The 19,935-nt window shown below is 46.1% G+C and carries 19 protein-coding genes and 1 other annotated feature; of the genes, 8 read left to right on the top strand and 11 right to left on the bottom strand.

Annotation, left to right across the window (positions count from 1 at the left end):
- Window positions 1-312 precede the first annotated feature (312 nt).
- From AC58QG_RS31425 to AC58QG_RS31415, 3 genes are read left to right on the top strand one after another with little or no spacing between them, the layout of a single operon-like run.
- Window positions 313-1,842: a spore germination protein gene (locus tag AC58QG_RS31425; RefSeq protein WP_497365973.1), complete on the top strand. Its 1,530-nt coding sequence runs from the start codon at window positions 313-315 to the stop codon at window positions 1,840-1,842.
- A 24-nt stretch (window positions 1,843-1,866) separates the two neighbouring features.
- A complete protein-coding gene (locus tag AC58QG_RS31420; protein ID WP_497365972.1) occupies window positions 1,867-3,096 on the top strand; it encodes a Ger(x)C family spore germination protein in 1,230 nt (409 codons plus the stop codon).
- Window positions 3,097-3,128: 32 nt separating this feature from the next.
- Entirely contained in the window at window positions 3,129-4,232 is a 1,104-nt protein-coding gene (locus tag AC58QG_RS31415) for a GerAB/ArcD/ProY family transporter (protein ID WP_497365971.1), read from the top strand.
- Between the two features lie 79 nt (window positions 4,233-4,311).
- Here AC58QG_RS31415 and rplT read toward each other — a convergent pair whose 3' ends face one another.
- The 4 genes from rplT to AC58QG_RS31395 all read right to left on the bottom strand — a co-directional run bounded on the left by rplT (window position 4,312) and on the right by AC58QG_RS31395 (window position 6,925).
- Window positions 4,312-4,671, bottom strand: a complete 360-nt coding sequence (rplT, locus tag AC58QG_RS31410; RefSeq protein WP_028553998.1) for a 50S ribosomal protein L20 — start codon at window positions 4,669-4,671, stop codon at window positions 4,312-4,314.
- Window positions 4,672-4,727: 56 nt separating this feature from the next.
- A complete protein-coding gene (gene rpmI, locus AC58QG_RS31405) occupies window positions 4,728-4,931 on the bottom strand; it encodes a 50S ribosomal protein L35 (RefSeq protein ID WP_028553997.1) in 204 nt (67 codons plus the stop codon).
- Between the two features lie 31 nt (window positions 4,932-4,962).
- Window positions 4,963-5,463, bottom strand: coding sequence for a translation initiation factor IF-3 (gene infC, locus AC58QG_RS31400; protein WP_056609101.1), 501 nt, complete (start codon window positions 5,461-5,463; stop codon window positions 4,963-4,965).
- A gap of 52 nt (window positions 5,464-5,515) precedes the next feature.
- Window positions 5,516-5,660, bottom strand: a sequence feature (ribosomal protein L20 leader region).
- Window positions 5,661-5,689: 29 nt separating this feature from the next.
- A complete protein-coding gene (locus tag AC58QG_RS31395; RefSeq protein ID WP_497365970.1) occupies window positions 5,690-6,925 on the bottom strand; it encodes a glycosyltransferase family 2 protein in 1,236 nt (411 codons plus the stop codon).
- Window positions 6,926-7,612: 687 nt separating this feature from the next.
- Here AC58QG_RS31395 and AC58QG_RS31390 point away from each other — a divergent pair.
- Together AC58QG_RS31390 and AC58QG_RS31385 are read left to right on the top strand one after the other, a co-directional pair.
- On the top strand, window positions 7,613-8,143 hold the full coding sequence (locus AC58QG_RS31390) for a phosphatase PAP2 family protein (RefSeq protein ID WP_497365969.1): 531 nt from the start codon (window positions 7,613-7,615) through the stop codon (window positions 8,141-8,143).
- A gap of 3 nt (window positions 8,144-8,146) precedes the next feature.
- Complete coding sequence (locus tag AC58QG_RS31385) at window positions 8,147-9,274, top strand: MGDG synthase family glycosyltransferase (protein ID WP_497365968.1); 1,128 nt, start codon at window positions 8,147-8,149, stop codon at window positions 9,272-9,274.
- A 59-nt stretch (window positions 9,275-9,333) separates the two neighbouring features.
- On the opposite strand, the gene trmB is transcribed toward AC58QG_RS31385, so the two are convergent.
- Both trmB and AC58QG_RS31375 read right to left on the bottom strand, forming a co-directional pair.
- The gene (gene trmB / locus AC58QG_RS31380; RefSeq protein WP_497365967.1) at window positions 9,334-10,098 is read right to left on the bottom strand and encodes a tRNA (guanosine(46)-N7)-methyltransferase TrmB; all 765 of its coding nucleotides are present in this window, start codon (window positions 10,096-10,098) and stop codon (window positions 9,334-9,336) included.
- Between the two features lie 155 nt (window positions 10,099-10,253).
- Complete coding sequence (locus AC58QG_RS31375; protein ID WP_497365966.1) at window positions 10,254-10,868, bottom strand: WGxxGxxG family protein; 615 nt, start codon at window positions 10,866-10,868, stop codon at window positions 10,254-10,256.
- Between the two features lie 256 nt (window positions 10,869-11,124).
- Here AC58QG_RS31375 and mnmL point away from each other — a divergent pair, with 256 nt between their 5' ends.
- The 3 genes from mnmL to AC58QG_RS31360 all read left to right on the top strand — a co-directional run bounded on the left by mnmL (window position 11,125) and on the right by AC58QG_RS31360 (window position 13,806).
- Window positions 11,125-12,096, top strand: coding sequence for a tRNA modification radical SAM protein MnmL/YtqA (gene mnmL / locus AC58QG_RS31370; protein ID WP_497365965.1), 972 nt, complete (start codon window positions 11,125-11,127; stop codon window positions 12,094-12,096).
- 99 nt (window positions 12,097-12,195) lie between these two features.
- Window positions 12,196-12,768 (top strand): tRNA 5-(aminomethyl)-2-thiouridylate-methyltransferase MnmM, encoded by a 573-nt coding sequence (gene mnmM / locus AC58QG_RS31365; RefSeq protein WP_497365964.1) that lies wholly within the window; start codon window positions 12,196-12,198, stop codon window positions 12,766-12,768.
- Window positions 12,769-12,840: 72 nt separating this feature from the next.
- Window positions 12,841-13,806, top strand: a complete 966-nt coding sequence (locus AC58QG_RS31360) for a type I phosphomannose isomerase catalytic subunit (RefSeq protein WP_497366029.1) — start codon at window positions 12,841-12,843, stop codon at window positions 13,804-13,806.
- Window positions 13,807-13,889: 83 nt separating this feature from the next.
- On the opposite strand, the gene AC58QG_RS31355 is transcribed toward AC58QG_RS31360, so the two are convergent.
- The 5 genes from AC58QG_RS31355 to AC58QG_RS31335 all read right to left on the bottom strand — a co-directional run bounded on the left by AC58QG_RS31355 (window position 13,890) and on the right by AC58QG_RS31335 (window position 19,873).
- Entirely contained in the window at window positions 13,890-15,392 is a 1,503-nt protein-coding gene (locus AC58QG_RS31355) for an IMP dehydrogenase (RefSeq protein ID WP_497365963.1), read from the bottom strand.
- Between the two features lie 154 nt (window positions 15,393-15,546).
- On the bottom strand, window positions 15,547-15,972 hold the full coding sequence (locus AC58QG_RS31350; RefSeq protein WP_497365962.1) for a pyridoxamine 5'-phosphate oxidase family protein: 426 nt from the start codon (window positions 15,970-15,972) through the stop codon (window positions 15,547-15,549).
- A gap of 100 nt (window positions 15,973-16,072) precedes the next feature.
- A complete protein-coding gene (locus AC58QG_RS31345) occupies window positions 16,073-17,836 on the bottom strand; it encodes a B12-binding domain-containing radical SAM protein (RefSeq protein WP_497365961.1) in 1,764 nt (587 codons plus the stop codon).
- 159 nt (window positions 17,837-17,995) lie between these two features.
- Window positions 17,996-18,220: a hypothetical protein gene (locus AC58QG_RS31340; RefSeq protein WP_497365960.1), complete on the bottom strand. Its 225-nt coding sequence runs from the start codon at window positions 18,218-18,220 to the stop codon at window positions 17,996-17,998.
- A 309-nt stretch (window positions 18,221-18,529) separates the two neighbouring features.
- Window positions 18,530-19,873 carry an FAD-dependent oxidoreductase gene (locus AC58QG_RS31335; protein ID WP_497365959.1) on the bottom strand — a complete coding sequence of 448 codons (1,344 nt, stop codon included), beginning with the start codon at window positions 19,871-19,873 and terminating at the stop codon, window positions 18,530-18,532.
- Between the last annotated feature and the right edge of the window lie 62 nt (window positions 19,874-19,935).

Here is a 19,935-nt window from a genome sequence, read left to right as displayed (position 1 = left end):
ATAACGTGTGCTCTTCCGATTCTCCCTATTACTTACAAGCAATCTGTAGGTTTCAGGAAAACAGCTCCGAGGTGACTTCGTACGTAAGGGATTAAGGCGATGGTTTCAGCAAGTCCAACGCTCTCTGCGCATAAGTGCCCTTATTACTTCTTCCTCTTCATAGCGATTCATTCGTATGCTTCACCATATCAAATATGATTAAAGATTATTATATGCATCCGAAGGCCAATAGTCAATAGGTAGATCGAATAAAACAATGGGAAGTGAGAGAAGATAATACCAATTCTATGGAAAGTTCTGAGGAGGCTAACAATGAAAACGTCTCTGCAAGTCCCTTTCCCTATGTCCACATCGCTACAAGACAATGTCAAATGGCTTCGAGATAAATTAGGAAAAAGCTCAGATGTGTACTATCGCCAATTGGAAATCGGCGTGTACCCTGAAACGAATAGCGTTGCTTTATTTTACATCGATGGGCTCGTTCAGAATGACATTTTGAATGAACATGTTTCAAAGCCTCTCCTTAGCGCTCATGAGAATGCATCCTATTGGCAGCAAGATCTATGCTTCCATGATTTGCTGTGTCAGGCGATCACAATCAGCGAGCTATCCTTCAGTAATGAAGGAACCGCCGTCCTCGCAGCCCTTCTCGGGGGAAATACCATTCTTATTGCGGATGGCTATGACGAGGTTATCATCGCTGGCACCTCGGGCTGGGACAAGAGGGCCATTGAAGAACCACAAACGCAAACCGTAGTCCGTGGCCCAAAGGAAAGCTTTACGGAGGATATTCGTACGAACACCTCTTTATTACGGAGAAAAATAAGATCACCTGATCTTCGTTTTATCTCCCTGCGCATCGGCCGGCAAACCCAAACAGAGGTTATCATTGCCTACCTGGAAGGCATTGCCGATGAACGCGTCGTCATAGAAGCTACATCGCGATTAGAGCGAATTGATACGGACAGTATTCTAGAAAGCGGATTTATTGAGGAATATATCGAGGATGTCACCTATTCCCCGTTTCCTACTATTATGAATTCCGAACGACCTGATGCGGTAGCTGCAGGTATCCTCGAAGGTCAGATTGCGATCCTTGTCGATGGCACACCTTTCGTTTTACAGGCGCCCGTTACCTTTTTTAGCTTTTTGAAATCAAGTGAGGATTACTATCAGCGCTTTGATATTGCAACGTTCATACGAGCCATTCGATATATTTCCTTTTTCGTCTCGATGCTGCTTCCGTCCCTTTATATCGCAATCACGACGTTTCACCAGGAAATGCTGCCGACAACCTTGCTCATCTCCTTGGCCGCACAACGCGAAGGCGTTCCATTCCCAGCTTTACTAGAAGCGCTGCTCATGGAAGTCACCTTTGAAGTACTTCGTGAAGCAGGAGTGCGCATGCCACGTGTGATTGGATCCGCCATTTCGATCGTAGGTGCGCTTGTACTTGGACAAGCTTCTGTTCAGGCTGGGTTAGTTTCTGCCGCCATGGTTATCATTGTTTCCTTTACAGCCATTTCGAACTTCGTGACTCCAGCACTGAATATGGCCGTCGCTGCGCGATTAATTCGGTTCGGGCTGATGCTGCTTGCGGGTTCCTTTGGATTATTCGGCATCCTTACGGGCTGTATGGCCATCTTGATTCATCTGGCTTCGCTGCGTTCCTTTGGTGTTCCTTATTTATCGCCTGTCGCACCACTCACAGTAAGTTCATTCAAGGACACATTGTTTCGGGTACCGCGCTGGTTAACAGGCTTACGTCCGTTTACGCGCTCGAACACAACTAGAAATAAACCCTACGATAAGCCTTCTCCACCTAGAAAAGATCGCTTCTAAGACATTCTCTGGGAGGTTATCGACATGAGTCAGAAGTTCAACCGTTGCATGCAGTGTCTGATGATCCTCAGTACATGCTGTTTACTGCTTACAGGCTGTTGGGATCGCAAAGAATTGAACCAACTTGCTATCACCTCAGCGACCGCCGTCGATTGGGACGGGAAGGTCTGGACCGTTTCGTATCAGGTTGTTATTCCGCAATCCATCGCAAGTTCCAATATGGGGGGCTCTGGGCAGCAAGCACCCGTCATGGTTTTCTCAACAAGCGGCGGTTCGATTCGTGGTGCTGTGCAGAAATCGAGCTTGGAGATGCCCAGATCTCTATTTTTTGCACATAATCGTGTGATTGTCATTGGTGAAAAGGCCGCTAAAGAAGGAATTTCCCAGCTATTGGACGTCTACCTGCGCAATTCAGATTCACGCGAGACGGTAGGCTTATTAGTTACAAGTGGCGAAGGGCGCAAGATTCTCGAACAAATTGTTCCACTGGAGAAAGTTCCAGGAGCCGCCATTAAAAACATGATTACCAATGAGGATAAGAACAGCTCGAATTTTAAGCAAGTATCCATTCATCAAATGATGATGGGAATTGCTAGTGACGCACCCTATACGTTAGTTCCTGAAATTGTCATTTCAGGCGAAGGTGAAAACAATACCATTGCCACGCTCAAAAAAACCTCTTTTACCAATAAGCTCAAGCTTGGCAGAATGGCTGTTTTCAAAAAAGATAAATTAGCCGGTTGGTTTACTCCCGATGAAGAATACGGCATCAGTTGGATTCGGAATACAATTAAACGGACAACCTTGTTTTTTGGCTGTACGCCAGGCAGTAAAGACATTAAAGCAGCACTACGAGTCGATCATAACACAAGTAAAATGAAGCCTATTCACACAAGCGATGGGCGCTTGATTATGCATGTTGATGTAGACACCGTTGGTACCATCAATGAAAATTCCTGTCCCAATGACCTCACACAGCCGAAAGATTTGCAGGCTTTTGAGCAAGTCGCAAGTGCGGAAATTACACGCCTCATGGCCGAATCCTTTCAGACGGCTGTAAAGAAAAATCTAGACGTATTCCATCTCGCAGACAAGATCCACAAGCATGATCCCAAGTATTGGAAACAGATAAAACCCGATTGGGATGAGCATTTTGCAAACCTTCAATTCGAGTCTCACGTCAAGGTGAAAATCGCAAGAATCGGCATGAGCGGCAAATCCTTCATGGAAATGACCAAAGATTCAGCTGAGTAATCCGTTCGTTATAAGAGGAGGTGCCGAGGGACATGGAAGATCGCATTACGAACTATCAACTCGTTGTTATGATCATTCTATTCGAAATCGGGAGCACCCCGCTATTTGCGCTAGGGAGCAGTGCGAAGCAGGACTCTTGGCTTGCCATGTTTGCTGCAGCCGCAGCCGGATTTCTCTTACTGCTGATGTTTGTTACCATTCAACGACGAGTTCCTGAGCAGGACATTACAGGAATCCTTCGGATCTGTTTCGGCAAAATCGCCGGCAGCATCCTCGGGGTTCTGTTCGCGATCTATTTTGCTTATGAGTCCATGAGAAATGTCCGTGATTTCGGTGAAATCTCGAATTTAACATTACTAAACACAACACCTAAATACATCACCATGTTCATTATCCTATTATTAGCTTCGTATGCCATCATGATGGGGGTAGACACGCTATTTCGGGTGACAGAAGCGCTGCTTCCCATCGTAGCTATCAGTTACGGCATTCTTATTTTCCTCATTAGCATCGCACATTTAATTCATTTCGATCATATGCTGCCCATCCTGGAAAATGGTTTCAAACCGGTCCTTCATGCGGCGTTCCCTGACATGGTCTCGTTCCCTTTCGGACAAACAATCATCTTCTTCATGATATGGCATATGCTGCCTGAACAAAAAAAAGTGAAAAAGCTAAGTCTTACGGCTTACACGATCGTCTCCCTCTTCTTGATTATGATGAATATCATCAACATTACGGTACTTGGCACCACCCTTGCTGCCAACAGCACATTACCTTTCTTGCAAACTGTGCAGCTCATTGAGGTTGGCGATATATTCGAACGCTTGGATGTTCTCGTCACGTTACTGCTCTTTCTTGGCCTGTTTGTCAAAATGACAACCTTCTTCTGGGGAGCTGTTTATGCCTTCGCGCACATCTTTCCTTCCTTACGGAAAGCTACCTGGCTTGTCATTGTCGGCAGCCTTATCTTTTTCACTTCATTCCTTGAACCCAACTACTCCGTACACGTTTGGCTAGGGCTTAAGTTTAGTGTGAAGCTTTACCCACTTTTCCAGGTAATCATTCCGATACTCATGTTTATCGTGATCCGTTTTCGGAAACTCCCAGCCCCACAGGCCTCATCAGACATCTGAGTTCTGCCAGCAATTCTTTTTTATATGAAAAAAGAGCCTGCCCCCTGATGGGGACAAGCTCTCTGACGCGAAGCTAAGCTTACGCGTTTACTTTCGCTTTTGCAGCTGTTGCCAAATCGTTGAACGCTTTGGAATCATTCACAGCTAGGTCAGCCAAGATTTTACGGTTAACTTCGATACCAGCCAATTTAAGGCCGTGCATCAATTTGCTGTAGCTCAAGCCGTTTTGACGAGCGCCTGCATTGATACGAGTAATCCAAAGTCTACGGAAGTTACGTTTTGTTTGACGACGGTCACGGTATGCATATACCAATGACTTCATTACTTGCTCTTTAGCTGTTTTAAATAAACGGTGTTTGGAACCGAAATAACCTTTTGCTAATTTCAAAATTTTCTTACGACGGTGAGCGCGAATAAATCCGCCCTTGACTCTTGCCATTGTGAACTACCTCCTGGGATATATAAATGATGTTCGAATTTTATGTTACGTTACAATTAACCTTTGATCAGGGACAGTTGTTGTTGCAAACGACGTACATCGCCAGGAGCCATTGTTGGGTTCGTGGACAATACGCGTTTTTGCTTGGATGATTTACCAGAAAGCAAGTGGTTCTTACCTTGTTTGTATCTCATCACTTTGCCTGTGCCAGTGATTTTGAAACGGCCTTTCAGGCTGCTGTGTGTTTTCATTTTCGGCATGTTGTTGTTCCTCCTAATTTAGTATACTCGCCTAAGTTGTCGCTTTTGGCGTTAAGATCATGATCATGCTTCTTCCCTCAAGCTTTGGAGCACGCTCCTGCGAGGAGATTTCAGCAGTTTCTGTAGCAAGGCGCTCAAGCACTTTGCGACCAATCTCCGAGTGCGCAATTTCACGACCACGGAAACGGACGCTGGCTTTCACTTTATCGCCTTCGCCAAGAAACTTAACTGCGTTGCGAAGCTTCGTTTGGAAATCATGTTCATCGATCGTCGCACTTAGGCGAATCTCTTTGATATCCACAATCTTCTGGTTCTTACGAGCTTCTTTTTCTTTCTTTTGCGTTTCATAACGGAACTTGCCGTAATCCATAATGCGGCAGACAGGCGGCTTCGCCGTCGGTGCAACGTTTACTAAATCAAGGTTCGCGTCAAGTGCAATTTGAAGAGCTTCGCGAATTGGCGTAATACCAAGTTGTTCTCCGTCCGCCCCAATAAGGCGTACTTCCTTCACACGAATCTCGTCATTAATCATATGGTCTTTGCTAATTGTGTTCCACCTCCATAAAGTATGTAACTCTCTTCCAAATATAAAAAAGATGCGGGCGCAGTGGGCCCACATCTTCATCAATAACAGGTTTATAACAAACCTATTGAATGTACATGATGATTCATTCAAACCAGCCAACGTTACGTTAGTCAGGTGAGAAGCGGGCGCTTCTGCTTTACTCGAAATATAATATCATCTCATTCTAGAAAAGTCAACTCACTTGTTTACTTTTCATTTCATCCAAACGAATGACACGTGTATGCTCGGTGTGACTCCATTGTTTGTTGTTTTGCGTGAAGAACGCATAGAACGTAATCGGCCACCAAGATAGCATGAAAATTGGATATAGCAGTAAATACTTGTAGGTCTTCTTATGAGCCTTTTCAATCAACATCGACATCGGAAGCAATACGTAGATCGCCAAGCTGAGTGAATTGATAACAGCTGGATTGATATGAACCAAAGCTGAATCAGCTGTCCCATGTGATGTCATGGATTGGATCCATAGCATAACCGTTAGAATTGCACCAAAGAAGAAATTGTATACATTCGCCGAATAGATCGCCGCGTCAATTTTCATCCAGCTTCCCGTTTTAATCCCCTGCCACAGCAATGGGAAGAAGAAGCGTTTGGCCACTTCAAAGTGACCTTGCATCCAGCGTAGACGCTGCTTAGCGGAAGCGTTAAAGGATAACGGCTTCTCATCGTAAACTCGCGTATCATAATTGAAAGTAGGTTTGATCCCCATTTGGATACATCTCATTGAGAACTCAAGATCCTCAACTAAGCTAGTTGCGCGCCATCCGATTTCTTTGAGCAAATTAGAGTCGAAACACATGCCCGTACCACCAAGATAATTGGCTAGTCCCAAGTTCGATCTAGGCGTTTGGACAAAACGGTTCGCATAGAAGTACGAGATAGCAAAAGACCCCGTTATCCATGAGTCATTCGGATTTTTCGTATCGAGATAAGCTTGAATAACACGGGAACCTGAACACAGATCATTATTCATGTGGATCAAATAATCAGGGCTAACCAGGTTATCCGCATCAAACATCACGATCCCGTCATACTGACGCTCACGTTTCCATAACTCTTTGAGCATCCATTCAATCGCGTAACCTTTGCCTCTGAGGTTCGGGTTCCGGCGTTCCATTGCGTACACACCATGGTGGCGTGCAATGTCAGCTGTGTTATCTGTACAGTTGTCACAGATCACGAAGATATCAAATAACTCTTTCGGGTAATCCAACGCCTTCAAATTCTCAATCAAAGCCCCAACAACTTGTTCCTCATTATGAGCGGCAACCAATACAGCAAACGATTTCTGCGGAGCAAACATCTTTTTGTTTTTGGGACGATACCAACCAAAAAACGTTAAAAACAACTGATACGCACCGATCAAAGCCAAAAAGACTTGAACGGAAAGCATAATCTTGTCTAGCATGAAGCAAAGTCCCCCTTTTTTTGTGCACGTCAGCTATCTTTTTGTATGCCTAGTGCTTTTATGTACAGGTCATTCATGTTAACAATCCTAACGGTGAAACAATCGTTTTTGATTTTCCTCTCTTTCCCCCCGTTTGTCAAAGTCTGCAAACTACGAAAAAGCGGCAGTTCTTTGATATTATGGAGGTTCGCACACGCGAAATAGAGCATGCGCTTGAAATCAGGTCGAAAATGTCTTGTTTTCATCGTTTTTCATTTATTGTGTACCAAAAGTTCACCATTTAGACGAACACTAGCTTTTCTAAGTGGCAACGTCATTATTATAAGTCAATCAACGTAATGCTGACAACTTTTGCTTAATTACCCTGTTAATGGATGGAACTTACCACCTTAAAAACATTCGCATATCGAAGTCGGAAAGAGTCCGTCGTTCACAATAAGGACATATCATACGTGACTCGAGCCGGATATCCCCTTCAGATTCAGGGAATAATTACTAGACATACGCAGATATTGCGCCGAGTCGTGTCGTAAGATAATTGTCATCCTAACATAGAAATGTTAACGCCAGATTAGTGCAACATTAATTTGAATTTATTCATATTTATCATTCATTTAATCTTCCTCTAATAAACCCTTCGTACAATAAAGATGAGAGAAATTCTAGATAAGAAGGAGGAGGTTATTCATGAGCAGCAAAGTTGTTCATTGGCTTCAGCATCATGAAACACGTCTATTCCACTTCGTCAACCAACGTATCCAACATCATTTCCTCGATCATTTATTTACTAAATTGACGCATCTAGGCGGTGCCACAGCATCTATTATGATTTCCATATGCTTGGCATGCTTTGGGCAAGGCTCGCTGCGTATAGCCGGTATTCAAGCACTGATCGCTTTGACAATCAGCCATATCCCTGTTGCCATAATGAAAAAAAGATATCCTAGACTGCGCCCTTATCTCGTCCATCCTCAAACCATTACACATAAAAACCCTCTGACAGATCATTCCTTTCCCTCTGGACATACTACTGCGATTTTCTCTGTTATGATTCCCATCGTATATGCTTTACCCATGCTCGGACTCGTACTGATCCCACTTGCTGGTATCGTTGGGCTATCGCGGATTTACCTGGGGCTTCACTACCCTTCAGATTGTATCGTAGGTTGTTTGCTTGGAACGACAGCATCATTAGTGACAGTAGCCTTCTGGGGGTAAATCATGGAACAACAATCGCAAAAAAGAAGAGTGCTCATTCTTTCAGAAGGATTCGGTGCCGGCCATACGCAAGCTGCATTCGCGCTGGCTAGCAGCCTCGAACAGCGCTGTTCTAACATAGAAACGCGTGTGGTAGAGCTCGGCTCCTTCCTCCATCCGACATTGGCACCATGGATTCTTAGCGCCTATAAGAAGACTATTTCTACGCAGCCCAAATTGTACGGACGATTATATCGTTCCCAATATCAAAAATCGCTCAATCCACTTACTCAGCTCGCGCTTCATCGCATTTTCTATGCCCAAACGGCAGCAATGATCCGACATTGGGCGCCACAAGCCATTGTGTGTACACATCCTTTTCCCAGTGTCGTTGTTTCTCGTTTGAAGAGGGCAGGCTTACACATCCCCCTATGCACCGTTATCACAGACTATGATGTTCATGGGACATGGATCAGTCATGAGGTTAATAAATACATGGTGTCTTCTGAGGATGTGAAACATAAGCTCATCGTGCATGGCATCGCAGCTGCACATGTCGAAATCACAGGAATCCCCGTGCATCCAAGCTTTCGGGAAGCACACGATCGAACACTGATTCGACAACAGTTCAGACTGTCTTCCTTGCCTACTGTATTGGTCATGGGCGGTGGTTGGGGCCTCATCGGCGGCGATTCATTGAGTGAACATCTGCTAACCTGGCGGGAACAAATTCAATTTATTTTCTGCTTAGGACATAATAAGAAAGCCATTTCGAAGTTAGCAGCAGATCCGCGGTATCAACATCCGCATATTCACCTGCTCGAATTTACGCAAGAGATAGGTAAACTTATGGAAGTCTCCGACTTACTCGTTACGAAGCCAGGTGGGATGACGTGCTCAGAAGGACTGGCCAAGTCGATTCCCATGTTATTCTATGATCCCCTTCCAGGACAAGAGGAAGAAAATGTACATTATTTCACCAGACATGGCTTTGGGGAATCGATCCAATCGGCAGATACGATCTCTCATTGGTTGTCCATGCTGGCTAGCCGCTATGCAGAAGTGCAGGCCAAACGGGTTTCCATTCGACATAAGAGGAGCGACTTGCCTGCGGGTGATGGTTCGGAAGTGATTCTCCAACTTTTAGGATAAAAAAACAGACTATCCTTGCTGCTCATTGGCAACCTGGATAAGTCTGTTTGGCTTGCAGCTTATTCAGCTGATTCTTTCGATTCAGCGGCTAAGGCAGAAGCAGCGGCTTGCTTCAACTGCTCTTGATGTGTGGATAATGCTTCTTGTCCGATCACAACTTCACAACGATGAATATTCATGCCTTGCCCAGCGAATTTCGTTTCGTACTCGGTCATCACGTGATCAGGATGAATCCCATCCACGTGAAGATTCAGCGAAATATTGCGCATTCTTAGACCCATATCAGCAAACGAATTCAAAGAGAATTCGAATAAGGATTGCGAGTCGGTTTTCAGATGAATTTCGCCTTTCGCGTTCAAAATTTGTTGATATTTAGTAACAAATCCTGGATGCGTTAGACGTCTGCGGGCATGCTTTTTCTTCGGCCAAGGATCACTAAAGTTCAAATACACACGCTCTAGCTCACCTTCAGCAAAAGCCTCCTCAATATGCTCGATATTGAAAAGCATCAACCTAAGATTTGGAATACTTAGCACAGCATCTTCTTCATTTTCCACTGTAATTTCGTGAGCAACCTTGGCTTTCTCACTTGCTTTTCGAATCAACTCATCATACATATCCACACCAATGAAATTGATGTTCGGATACTTCTTGCTCATTTCACTAATAAAGCGCCCTTTGCCCATCCCAAGCTCGGCATGAATCGGGTTATTGTTTCCGAATAACTCGGCCCATTTGCCCTTATAATCCTTGGCATTTAATACAACGAGTTCTTTTTGACGTTCTATATCTTCTCTGATACCTTTTCTGCCCCGTAAACGCATTATTCATTTGCCTCCTACACGTACATGCTTTCGAATACAAATCATAGTCGATTCTATAAAAAAAATCAAAGCTTTCCTCTAGTAGATGAATGGAAGAATGAAAGAAAACACCCTCCAAAATGGAAGGTGCTCCGCTAATTTAGAAGTTCAAATGTTTATTTATAGCTTTCGTCTCTTTTACTATTATTGCTTCGCAATCCAGCTAAGCCTAATAGACCTACTAGACCTAACCAACCCCAATTCATGCCCCTAGACGTATCGGTTGTTGAATAAGCTCGATAAGAAGAAGTAGTGCTTGGAGGGGTTGTCGATATGCTTTTCGTACTCATTCTGTCAACCATGTTCGCGCTGCGATTGACACCTCTCTCAACCGCATTGGCTCCGCGTTCGACACCTCTCTCAACCGCATTTGCCCCTTTTTCAACTGGGTTTGTTCCATACCCATTGATATGGTCCATGACACCTGTACCCCTTGTGGTTGTTCCATAGCCTGAATACGTGTTAGGAGTCGTTAAATTTCCATTATAGACTCCGTTCGTTCCATTTCCACTAAAATTCTGAGAGCCGATGCCAAGTCCCATTCCCGGTGAAGTCGCATCATAATTGCTTCCCGTATAACCCGTTGATGTCGTAGTCCCCAATGTCCCAATTGGTGATCCCGTTCCGATCGCATTCCCGGTATCCATATGCGTTGCCTGAACCCCTGCTGCCCCCATACTTAAAGCTGTTGTCAATGCTACCGCCAAAGTTATCGTACGAAACTTTTTCATGTAGTCAATTTCCCCTCTCAGCTCGTAATTGTGGTGCAAGGTTATCATGCTCGCATATGAGAGGTTTTATCGGGGAACTTGTTGGAAAGGCAGGGGTCGCTTTCATGCGTAAATTTCGCTACAATATAGCTTGAAACAAAATAAACGACAACACTGTCCTCCAAAGACGGGGCGTTTATGGAGAAATATAGCCATATTATTAGGTAAAACCTATATTCTCATATTTGAAGCAACAGAAAGAAAGGATACATGTCCTATGTCTACAATGATTCAGGAATCACCTCAGCTTTGGGGCGATAAGCGTTTCCATACATGGAATTATGAAATGCGCGATGCTTTCGGAGGAAAAGTTTTCAAAGTTATGCTAGATGCTGGCTTCACCTGCCCAAACCGCGACGGTAAGATTGCAACAGGCGGATGTACCTTCTGCAGCGCCCGAGGTTCAGGGGATTTTGCAGGGAGCCGCCGCGATGATCTCGTCACACAATTTAATAAGATTCGCGATTTGCAGCATCAAAAATGGACCGAAGCCAACTATATTGGCTATTTCCAGGCTTATACGAATACCTACGCGCCCGTTGAGGAGCTGCGAGAATATTATGAAGAGATTTTGAAGCAGCCTGGTGTCGTCGGCTTGTCAATTGCCACGCGGCCGGATTGCTTGCCGGATGATGTTATTGAATACTTGGCAGAATTGAATCAACGTACCTATTTATGGGTGGAAATGGGTCTGCAAACGGTACATGAATCCACCTCGGTGCTGATCAATCGTGCTCATGATACCCAATGTTATCTGGATGCTGTAGCTAAGCTGCGCAAACATAATATCCGCGTGTGTGCACACATTATTTATGGCTTACCAGGGGAAACCCAAGAAATGATGCTGGATACAGGCAAAGCTGTTGCTCAAATGGATGTACAAGGCATCAAGATCCATTTGCTTCATCTCATGCGCAAAACACCGATGGTGAAACAATATGAAGCTGGCTTACTGCAATTCTTGGAAAAGGATGAATACGTCAAGTTAATAGTAGATACACTTGAAATTTTGCCACCTGAAATGATCGTTCATCGACTCACAGGAGATGCCCCGCGGGATCTATTGATCGGACCGATGTGGAGTCTCAAGAAGTGGGAAGTGTTGAATGCTTTCGACAAGTTGTTGTTGGAGAGAAATACATGGCAAGGGAAATATTGGGCTGAGAAAGCAAGCGTTGCTAACAGCTGACCATTCGCGGAAATTTTGAGGTTGCGTCCTCTCGTTCCATATTTCCTGGGAAATTGTCGAGAAATGCGTTAGCAAGCAATCATTGGAGGCACTCAACACATGGGATTCGTTTCAGTTCTGAGTTATGTACACCAGCTAATCGGACAGCGCGTTGGGCCTGGTGATATCGTTATCGATGCCACGCTCGGTACTGGCGTGGACGCCTTGTTCATGGCGAAGCTCGTAGGCGCTCGCGGCAGCGTCTACGGCTTCGATATCCAGCAGGCCGCGCTGGATCAAACCGAGCAGCGTCTGGCGAAAGAGCTGCCAGACGCGCCAGTAACCATGAGCTTATGCAGCCATGCGCTCATGGAAGCGGCGGTGCCCCAAGACCGCCACGGCAAGGTCGCCGCGGTCACCTTCAATCTCGGCTACTTGCCAGGAGCCGATACAGCTATTATCACCGAGCAGGCATCGACGATTCCTGCTCTAGAAGCTGCCCTCCGCCTGCTGCGCAAAGGCGGGATCGTGACCGTCGTGCTGTACAGCGGGCACGATGGCGGGTCTGAAGAAGCCGCAGCGGTCGAACGCTGGGCAGAGAGCCTGCCGCTCGCAGAGTTTCAAGTGCTGCGGTATCAATTTGCCAATCGCAGCGCCTCCGCGCCGTATCTCTTAGCTCTAGAAAAAAGATAGCTACATGATATAATGCTAGAGAGTATAAATGACAGAAACATAGAAGAGACTAGGGGAAAGTAGGGATTGTTTTTGAAATCATACCCGCTGCAATTTCAACCTGAAATGAAAGAACGTGTTTGGGGAGGCAGAACCCTCGAACGATTTGGCTTTGAGCTACCGGAAGGTGCGATCGGTGAAGGTTGGATGATAGGTGATCATCCGAACGGAACAACGAAAGTCATCAACGGCGAATTAGCTGGCTTAGGTCTAGACGAAATTCGTGAGAAGTACGGTAAAACGTTATTCGGCACCAAAGGATTTTCAGAGAAAAATGGTCGTTTCCCGCTTCTCATCAAATTGTTGGATTGTGAAGACGATCTATCCGTTCAAGTTCATCCCAACGATCACTATGAGAATCTTGCAGCTGGTGAACTTGGCAAGACAGAAATGTGGTACATTCTTGACGCTAAACCAGGTGCCAAAATTATATACGGGATGAAAGAAGGTGTAACACGGGAAAGCTTAGCAGAAGCCATCGCAGAGAACCGCATCATGGACTGCTTGCAAGAAGTACCTGTTGAAGCTGGCGATTCCTTCTACATACCTGCTGGTACGGTCCATGCGCTAGGCGCAGGTGTGCTGGTAGCAGAAATCCAACAAAACTCCGATACAACGTATCGATTGTATGATTATAACCGTCCTGGCTTGGACGGAAAAATGCGTGAGCTGCATATCGAAGACTCGCTGAATGTCATCGCCTATGAAGGTTCAGGCTCCACACGCATGAAGACAGATTTGACGGAAGCTGGCACATGGCTGACGCTCGCTTCTTCTCCTTTTTTCACCGTGGAAAAGGGTCTTGTAGGACCGCAATGGGAGCTCACAACGACGCCAGATAGCTTCGTAATCCTTGTGATTGCCGATGGCAACGGGACTTTGCAATGGGCTGATGGTCAAATCGCAACTAAGCCTGGCGACTGCTTCTTGCTTCCTGCCGATTTGGGCAGCTATTCCCTCGAAGGCAGCATGACGGTGATTCGCAGTTACTTACCATAATTGATTTTTGTTAGCTAAAATGAAAAAAGCTCTCTGATAGCAGCCGCGGTTAACGGGTACTGTCAGAGAGCTTTTATTTTGAGCTACCCTTCTTCTGAAAGGCTGCTTTCTTTGAGAATAACGTCATGTGCTCCGCCTTCAACAAGGCTTGTCGCGGAAACTAGCGCGATTCTCGCATTAGCTTTCAGTTCATCCAACGTCAAGGAACCGCAGTTGCACATCGTGGATTTGATTTTACCCAGCGTCTTGTCCAAGTTTTCTTGCAGACTTCCCGCATAAGGAACGTAGGAATCCACGCCTTCTTCGAACAGAAGCTTGCTCTTGCCGCCTGTATCATAACGCTGCCAGTTACGGGCACGATTGGAGCCTTCGCCCCAGTATTCTTTCACGTAGTTGTTACCCACTTTAAGCTTTCTTGTCGGGCTCTCATCGAAACGAGCGAAATATCTGCCCAACATAACAAAGTCAGCTCCCATCGCCAAAGCAAGGGTCACATGGTAGTCGTGTACAATACCACCATCCGAACAAATCGGAATATACGTACCAGTTTCTCTAAAGTATTCGTCTCTCGCTTCCACAACCTCCATCACAGAGGAAGCTTGACCGCGGCCGATACCCTTTTGTTCACGCGTAATACAGATAGAACCGCCGCCGATCCCCACTTTAATAAAGTCAGCACCTGACTCTACCAAATAGCGGAATCCTTCACGATCAACAACGTTACCCGCGCCAATTTTCACATCAAAATTCTGTTTCACATACTGCACGGTCTCATGCTGCCATTCGCTGTAACCGTCCGAAGAATCGATCACTAGAATGTCTACGCCCGCTTCAACCAGTGCTGGTACTCTCTCCAAATAATCCTTCGTGTTGATTCCAGCACCAACAATATAGCTCTTATTCTTATCGAGAAGTTCCATCGGATTCTCTTTGTGCTCATCATAATCCTTACGGAAAACAAGCGTATCGAGATTTCCATTGTCATCGACAATCGGCAAGCAGTTCAGCTTATGATCCCAGATTAGGTTGTTTGCTTCCGACAGAGAAATGCCAGACTTGCCATAAATTAATTTCTCAAAAGGCGTCATGAACTCCGAAATCTTACGATCTAGCGGATCGCGGCTCTTGCGGTAGTCACGGCCCGTTACGATCCCCAGCAATTTTCCGTTCGCTGTGCCATCATCTGTGATCGCAACTGTCGAGTGGCCTGTCTCTTCTTTCAAGGTTAGCACATCACTAAGCGAATGCTCAGGCGTCAGGTTGGAGCGGCTTACTACGAAACCAGCCTTGTACCCTTTTACCTTACGCACCATCAGTGCTTGCTCTTCGATCGACTGAGAGCCAAAAATGAACGAAATCCCGCCACTACGCGCCAATGCAATAGCCATTCCATCATCGGATACGGCTTGCATGACAGCAGAAGAAAACGGGATATTCAGTGAGATCGCAGGCTCCTCACCTTTATTAAACTTGACTAGCGGAGTCTTCAGCTTTACATTCGCCGGTGTACATGCCTTCGTCGTCAGGTTAGGAATCAACAGAAACTCACTAAACGTACGCGATGGTTCCATATAATACGTAGCCACTTTACAATTCCCTCCTAAATATAGGGATCTTTGAGCGTAGCTCAAAGTCTCTCCTTTGATTGATCCATAGGTAAATTTTTATAATCTTATCACTGAACCTTGCCTGTGGTCAATGGATTTTTTAGGGAAATGTTCAGTAGGCTGCGAATCAGTGTTATTTCCTCCAAACCTGTGGCTCGGAGCCATGACTCGAATATTCGATATAAGTCGGAGTAATGTCCATCACGACGTAGTTAGGATCATGCGGCCCCTCAAACCATTGCTTCATATCCTCATTCCATAGCTTCTCCCGAAGGGCATTGTCCGAAGAAATCGTAGCTGTAGCCTGAATTTGCAAAATATTTGGCGTAGACTTACCGTCATATCCCACAAGAATATTCACATGGGGATTCTCTTGGAGTTCCTCCACCTTATCTGTTTTTTTACTCGTCGTTAAATAGATCTCCAACCCTTCGTGAAACAAGGCCATGTAGCGCACTTTAGGCTTGTTACCGTCAATCGTAGCGAAGGAGCAGACGCGATTGGCGTTCAGTACCTGGATGATTTGTTCTTCAAGTTGTGAATGTTTCGTTTCAATCATATTTCGCTCTCCTCTCAATCTCAATCTGCTTTAACTACCCTAGATTACCCAGTTTGGGACAAAAAATACCCCTCACGGCGTTCGTGAAGGGCATGGAAGATTAGATCGTTGCCAGCTGTTGCAGCGGCATCGTATAGTAGGACGCCGGCTTCTGCGCGTCAGGCGGAAAATGCACGACAAGCAGCTCCTTGCTGCTTTGGTCGATCTCGCCGCTTTGCAGATACGTCTGCAAAGCAAAGGGCAAAACCTCAAGCATCGCATGCTTGTGGAGGTCTTTTTCGTTGATGCGGAGGCTATGGAAGTCTCCGCTGACGAGCTCAGGCTGCTCAGCAATCAGCTTGAGGTACGCATTCTGTTCGGACTTCTCCAAGGTGAAGTCCCACCAGATTTTGCGCGGCTTATATTTATGGCCGAGGAAGTAATCGAGCTTCATCAGGCCTTCGATGATGTGCATGTTTGACGTTCCGCGATGCATCAGGAACTCGTGCAAACGCGTGAACAGATCCTCGAGCTGATGCCCGATCTTCTGCCAGCCGCGGCCTTCCCAGAAGTCGCCGAACTCTTGGAAGAAATCGAACGCCGAAGCGAATTCGTGGGCGATCAAGTGCTTCACCGTGTGATCCATACGGTGGGCGTTCCAATACTTCTCGAGCACATCCTCCACGCGCTTGATGCGAATCAAGTCCGTGAATGGCAGGATGTCGTTGCCGAGAATCTCGTAAGGTGCGTGATCCATATAAATATAGCCATATTTATGGGCATCGTTACGCATGCCTGTACCGCGCAGCATTTTGAGGAAGCCGAGTTGCAGCTCTTCCGGTCCTAGCTCGAATACGTCGTTAAACGTCTTACGGAACGAGTTATAATCCTCTTCTGGTAGTCCAGCGATGAGATCAAGATGCTGATCGATTTTGAGACTGTTTTTCACCTTAGACACCGTACGGCTCAGCTTGAAGAAATTCTGTCTCCGCTGCACGAGGTCATTCGTCGTGTCATTCGTCGATTGAACGCCGATTTCGAAACGGAACGTCCCTAGAGGGGCATTTTCAGCTAAATAGTCAAGCACCTCTGGACGCATGATGTCCGCCGTAATCTCGAATTGAAAAACGGTGCCTCGATGATTTTTGATCAGAAACTCGAAAATCTCCATCGCATAATCCCGCTTAATGTTAAACGTACGATCTACGAATTTGATCAGCTTCGCGCCCGAATCAATCAGGTACAGCAGATCCGCCTTCGTCCGCTCCATGTCAAAATACCGCACACCCACCTCGATACTCGATAGGCAGAATTGACATGAGAAAGGACAGCCGCGGCTCGTCTCGAAGTAGACAACACGATTGGCTAGGCTCGGAAGATCTTCCTTGAAGCGATGCGGCGATGGGATATCATCAAGCTTCAGCTTCGGTCTGCCCGGCATCAGAATCACTTCTTGTTCCTTCCGATAAGCAACGCCATAGACAAAGTGGTATTTGCGAGTTGTTGAGATCTCGGTAAGCAGTTGGTGGAACGTCTCTTCCCCTTCGCCCATGACGATGAAATCAACCTCTGGAATGCGCTCCATCCAGTAGTCCGTGTCATAAGAAACCTCAGGTCCACCAAGGACGATGAGGATTTCGGGTCTGATTTTTTTGATCATTTTGATAATGTTAATCGTCTCTTCGATGTTCCATATGTAACAGGAAAAGCCCAGCACATCCGGCGCCTTCTGGTAGATGTCAGAGACGACATTCATGACGGGGTCTTTAATCGTATATTCGGATATTTCAACATCAAAATCCTTCTCGCAGAACGCTTTCAGATAGCGCAAAGCCAAGGAGGTATGAATGAATTTGGCGTTCAGTGTGGATACAAGTACCTTCATATGCAAAAAACCTCGTTCTATTCTCAATTATCGTGCCCTCTAATTCTACACGAAAATGGAAGAAATACAAAGGTAAGCCCTCCCATGAGGGACGACTTGTGCAGCGTTTCATCGAATTATTGAGCCGGTATGAACCATGGATAGACAAACAAGGGATCGTTAAAGGACCATGTCGTCGTCCAAATGTGGGGCTTCATAGGGGAATTGCAGGTAAGAGGCTTCTTCGATGGCGTTTTTCCAACGTTCGGCGTGAGCGTGTAGCTGTTGTTCGACTTCCTGGATTTTCTGATGGATGACATCGGCGGATTCTGCCGGTTCACGTTGCAGCGCTTGCTGTAAGGTAGAGCGTTCTTCGAACCACTGGGTTAATTGGTATAGTAGCATAGGGACTCGCCTCTCTCACACGATTGATGATGTATGTGCTAGTGTTCCCTGATTGGAGGGGGTGTATTCGGGCGCCTAACCTCCATCACGTCCTTTGGCAGGATTAACTGGAAAAGCTACAGCTAATTTTGTGGTTTTCGCTTGAAATAGTAAAATAAATGGAAAACCTCCCGTTAATTCCGAGGATTTTCCGCAAATGCGGTAGTAACTCGAAAAATAGCTGGAGGTTTTCCATTTCATGTGGAAAAACATTAAAAGTGCAGAAAATTAACTGTAGGTTTTCACGTTAAATTTAAATTGAACAACTAATTACTTCAACAAGGCCCCATCCTTCTCAAGGACGGCCTGCAATTCGGCAACATTAATCTCCGCTGGAAGCACGCCGTGCTTCACAGCGAGTCCGGCTGCGGAGCCTGCAGCTTGACCCGTGGCCATACAGCTCGGCGTAAGTCGCGTGGTCGCAAGCGCTTCATGCGTAGTCGAGATGCAGCGACCTGCGGTGAGCAGGTTTTCGATTTTTTGCGGCAGCAGGCAGCGGTACGGGATGTCGTAGGCGCCGTCCCCTTTGACCCACGCTGCGGTTACGCCTTTGCCCGACGGATCGTGGATATCGATCGGGTAGCCGCTGCGTGCGATAACGTCATCAAAATGACGGCCTTGCACGACATCATCCACTTGCAGCGCATACTGACCGTCGATCCGGCGCGTTTCACGAATACCAATTTGTGCGCCAACGTTGGAAATGGAGGCTTTTTCAAAGCCTGGCAGGTTATTTCGCATAAACTCAGCAACCATCAACACTTGCTTACGTCCAAGCTCCTCAGCCTCTGTCAGATCTTCCACATTGGTGCCATCGAGTCCTTGCACACGCGTGGTATTGACCAGTACTTCGTCATCCTCTGGGCCGGTGAAGAAAAGAACTTGATCGCGATTAATCGGCAGATTCGCTTCCTTCCAGTGTTTGAAATAGCCGAGTACACCAGACAGAGGGAGATCAGCGAGCTCGGAGAAAGGCGTCTTTTTATAAAACTCATCCGGGTGATCGATCATGTATTGTTTCACGGCAGGCAGATTTACACCGCGCATTCTAAATTTCATAGTCATCGGCTGTGTTGCTTTATCCCCATCACGTCCTTTTAAGCACGGCGCACCAGACAAGTATGCAAGATCAGCGTCACCTGTTGTATCAATAAACACTTTGCCACGTACATCAATTCTGCCGGATTTGGACGTTAGCTGCACCGATTGAATGCGATTGTCCACGGTCTCAACATGATCCACAAAGCTATGGAAAAGCAGCTTAACGCCAGCTTCTTTCAACATATCTACCGCAAGCACTTTATAAATCTCTGGATGATAAGGTGTTATCGTATTCACAAAACCGACGGTATCACGAAGGTGTCCTGGGGATGCGTTCATCGCCATGAGGCGGTCAATGATTTCTTGCGCGAGACCCGCAATAACCTGCTTGCCATCCGTTGTATGAAACGTCATCCAAGGATACACCAGCGCTGCGGTGGACATCCCGCCAATAAAGCCGTATTTCTCTATGAGAACGGTTTTGGCCCCGCTTCGACCTGCCGCAATTGCTGCATTAACACCCGCTGGACCTCCCCCTACAACAACCACATCTGCTTCTATCTGTTTGATCATCTGACTTCGCTCCCTTTGTTCATTTATTGGCATGCCATATGCCTCTCAGTTCACTTCTTCTC

The organism is Paenibacillus sp. J22P169 (assembly GCF_059691995.1).
The sequence above is the reverse complement of the archived record's forward strand: the minus strand, read 5'-3'. Positions and strand labels throughout refer to the sequence as shown.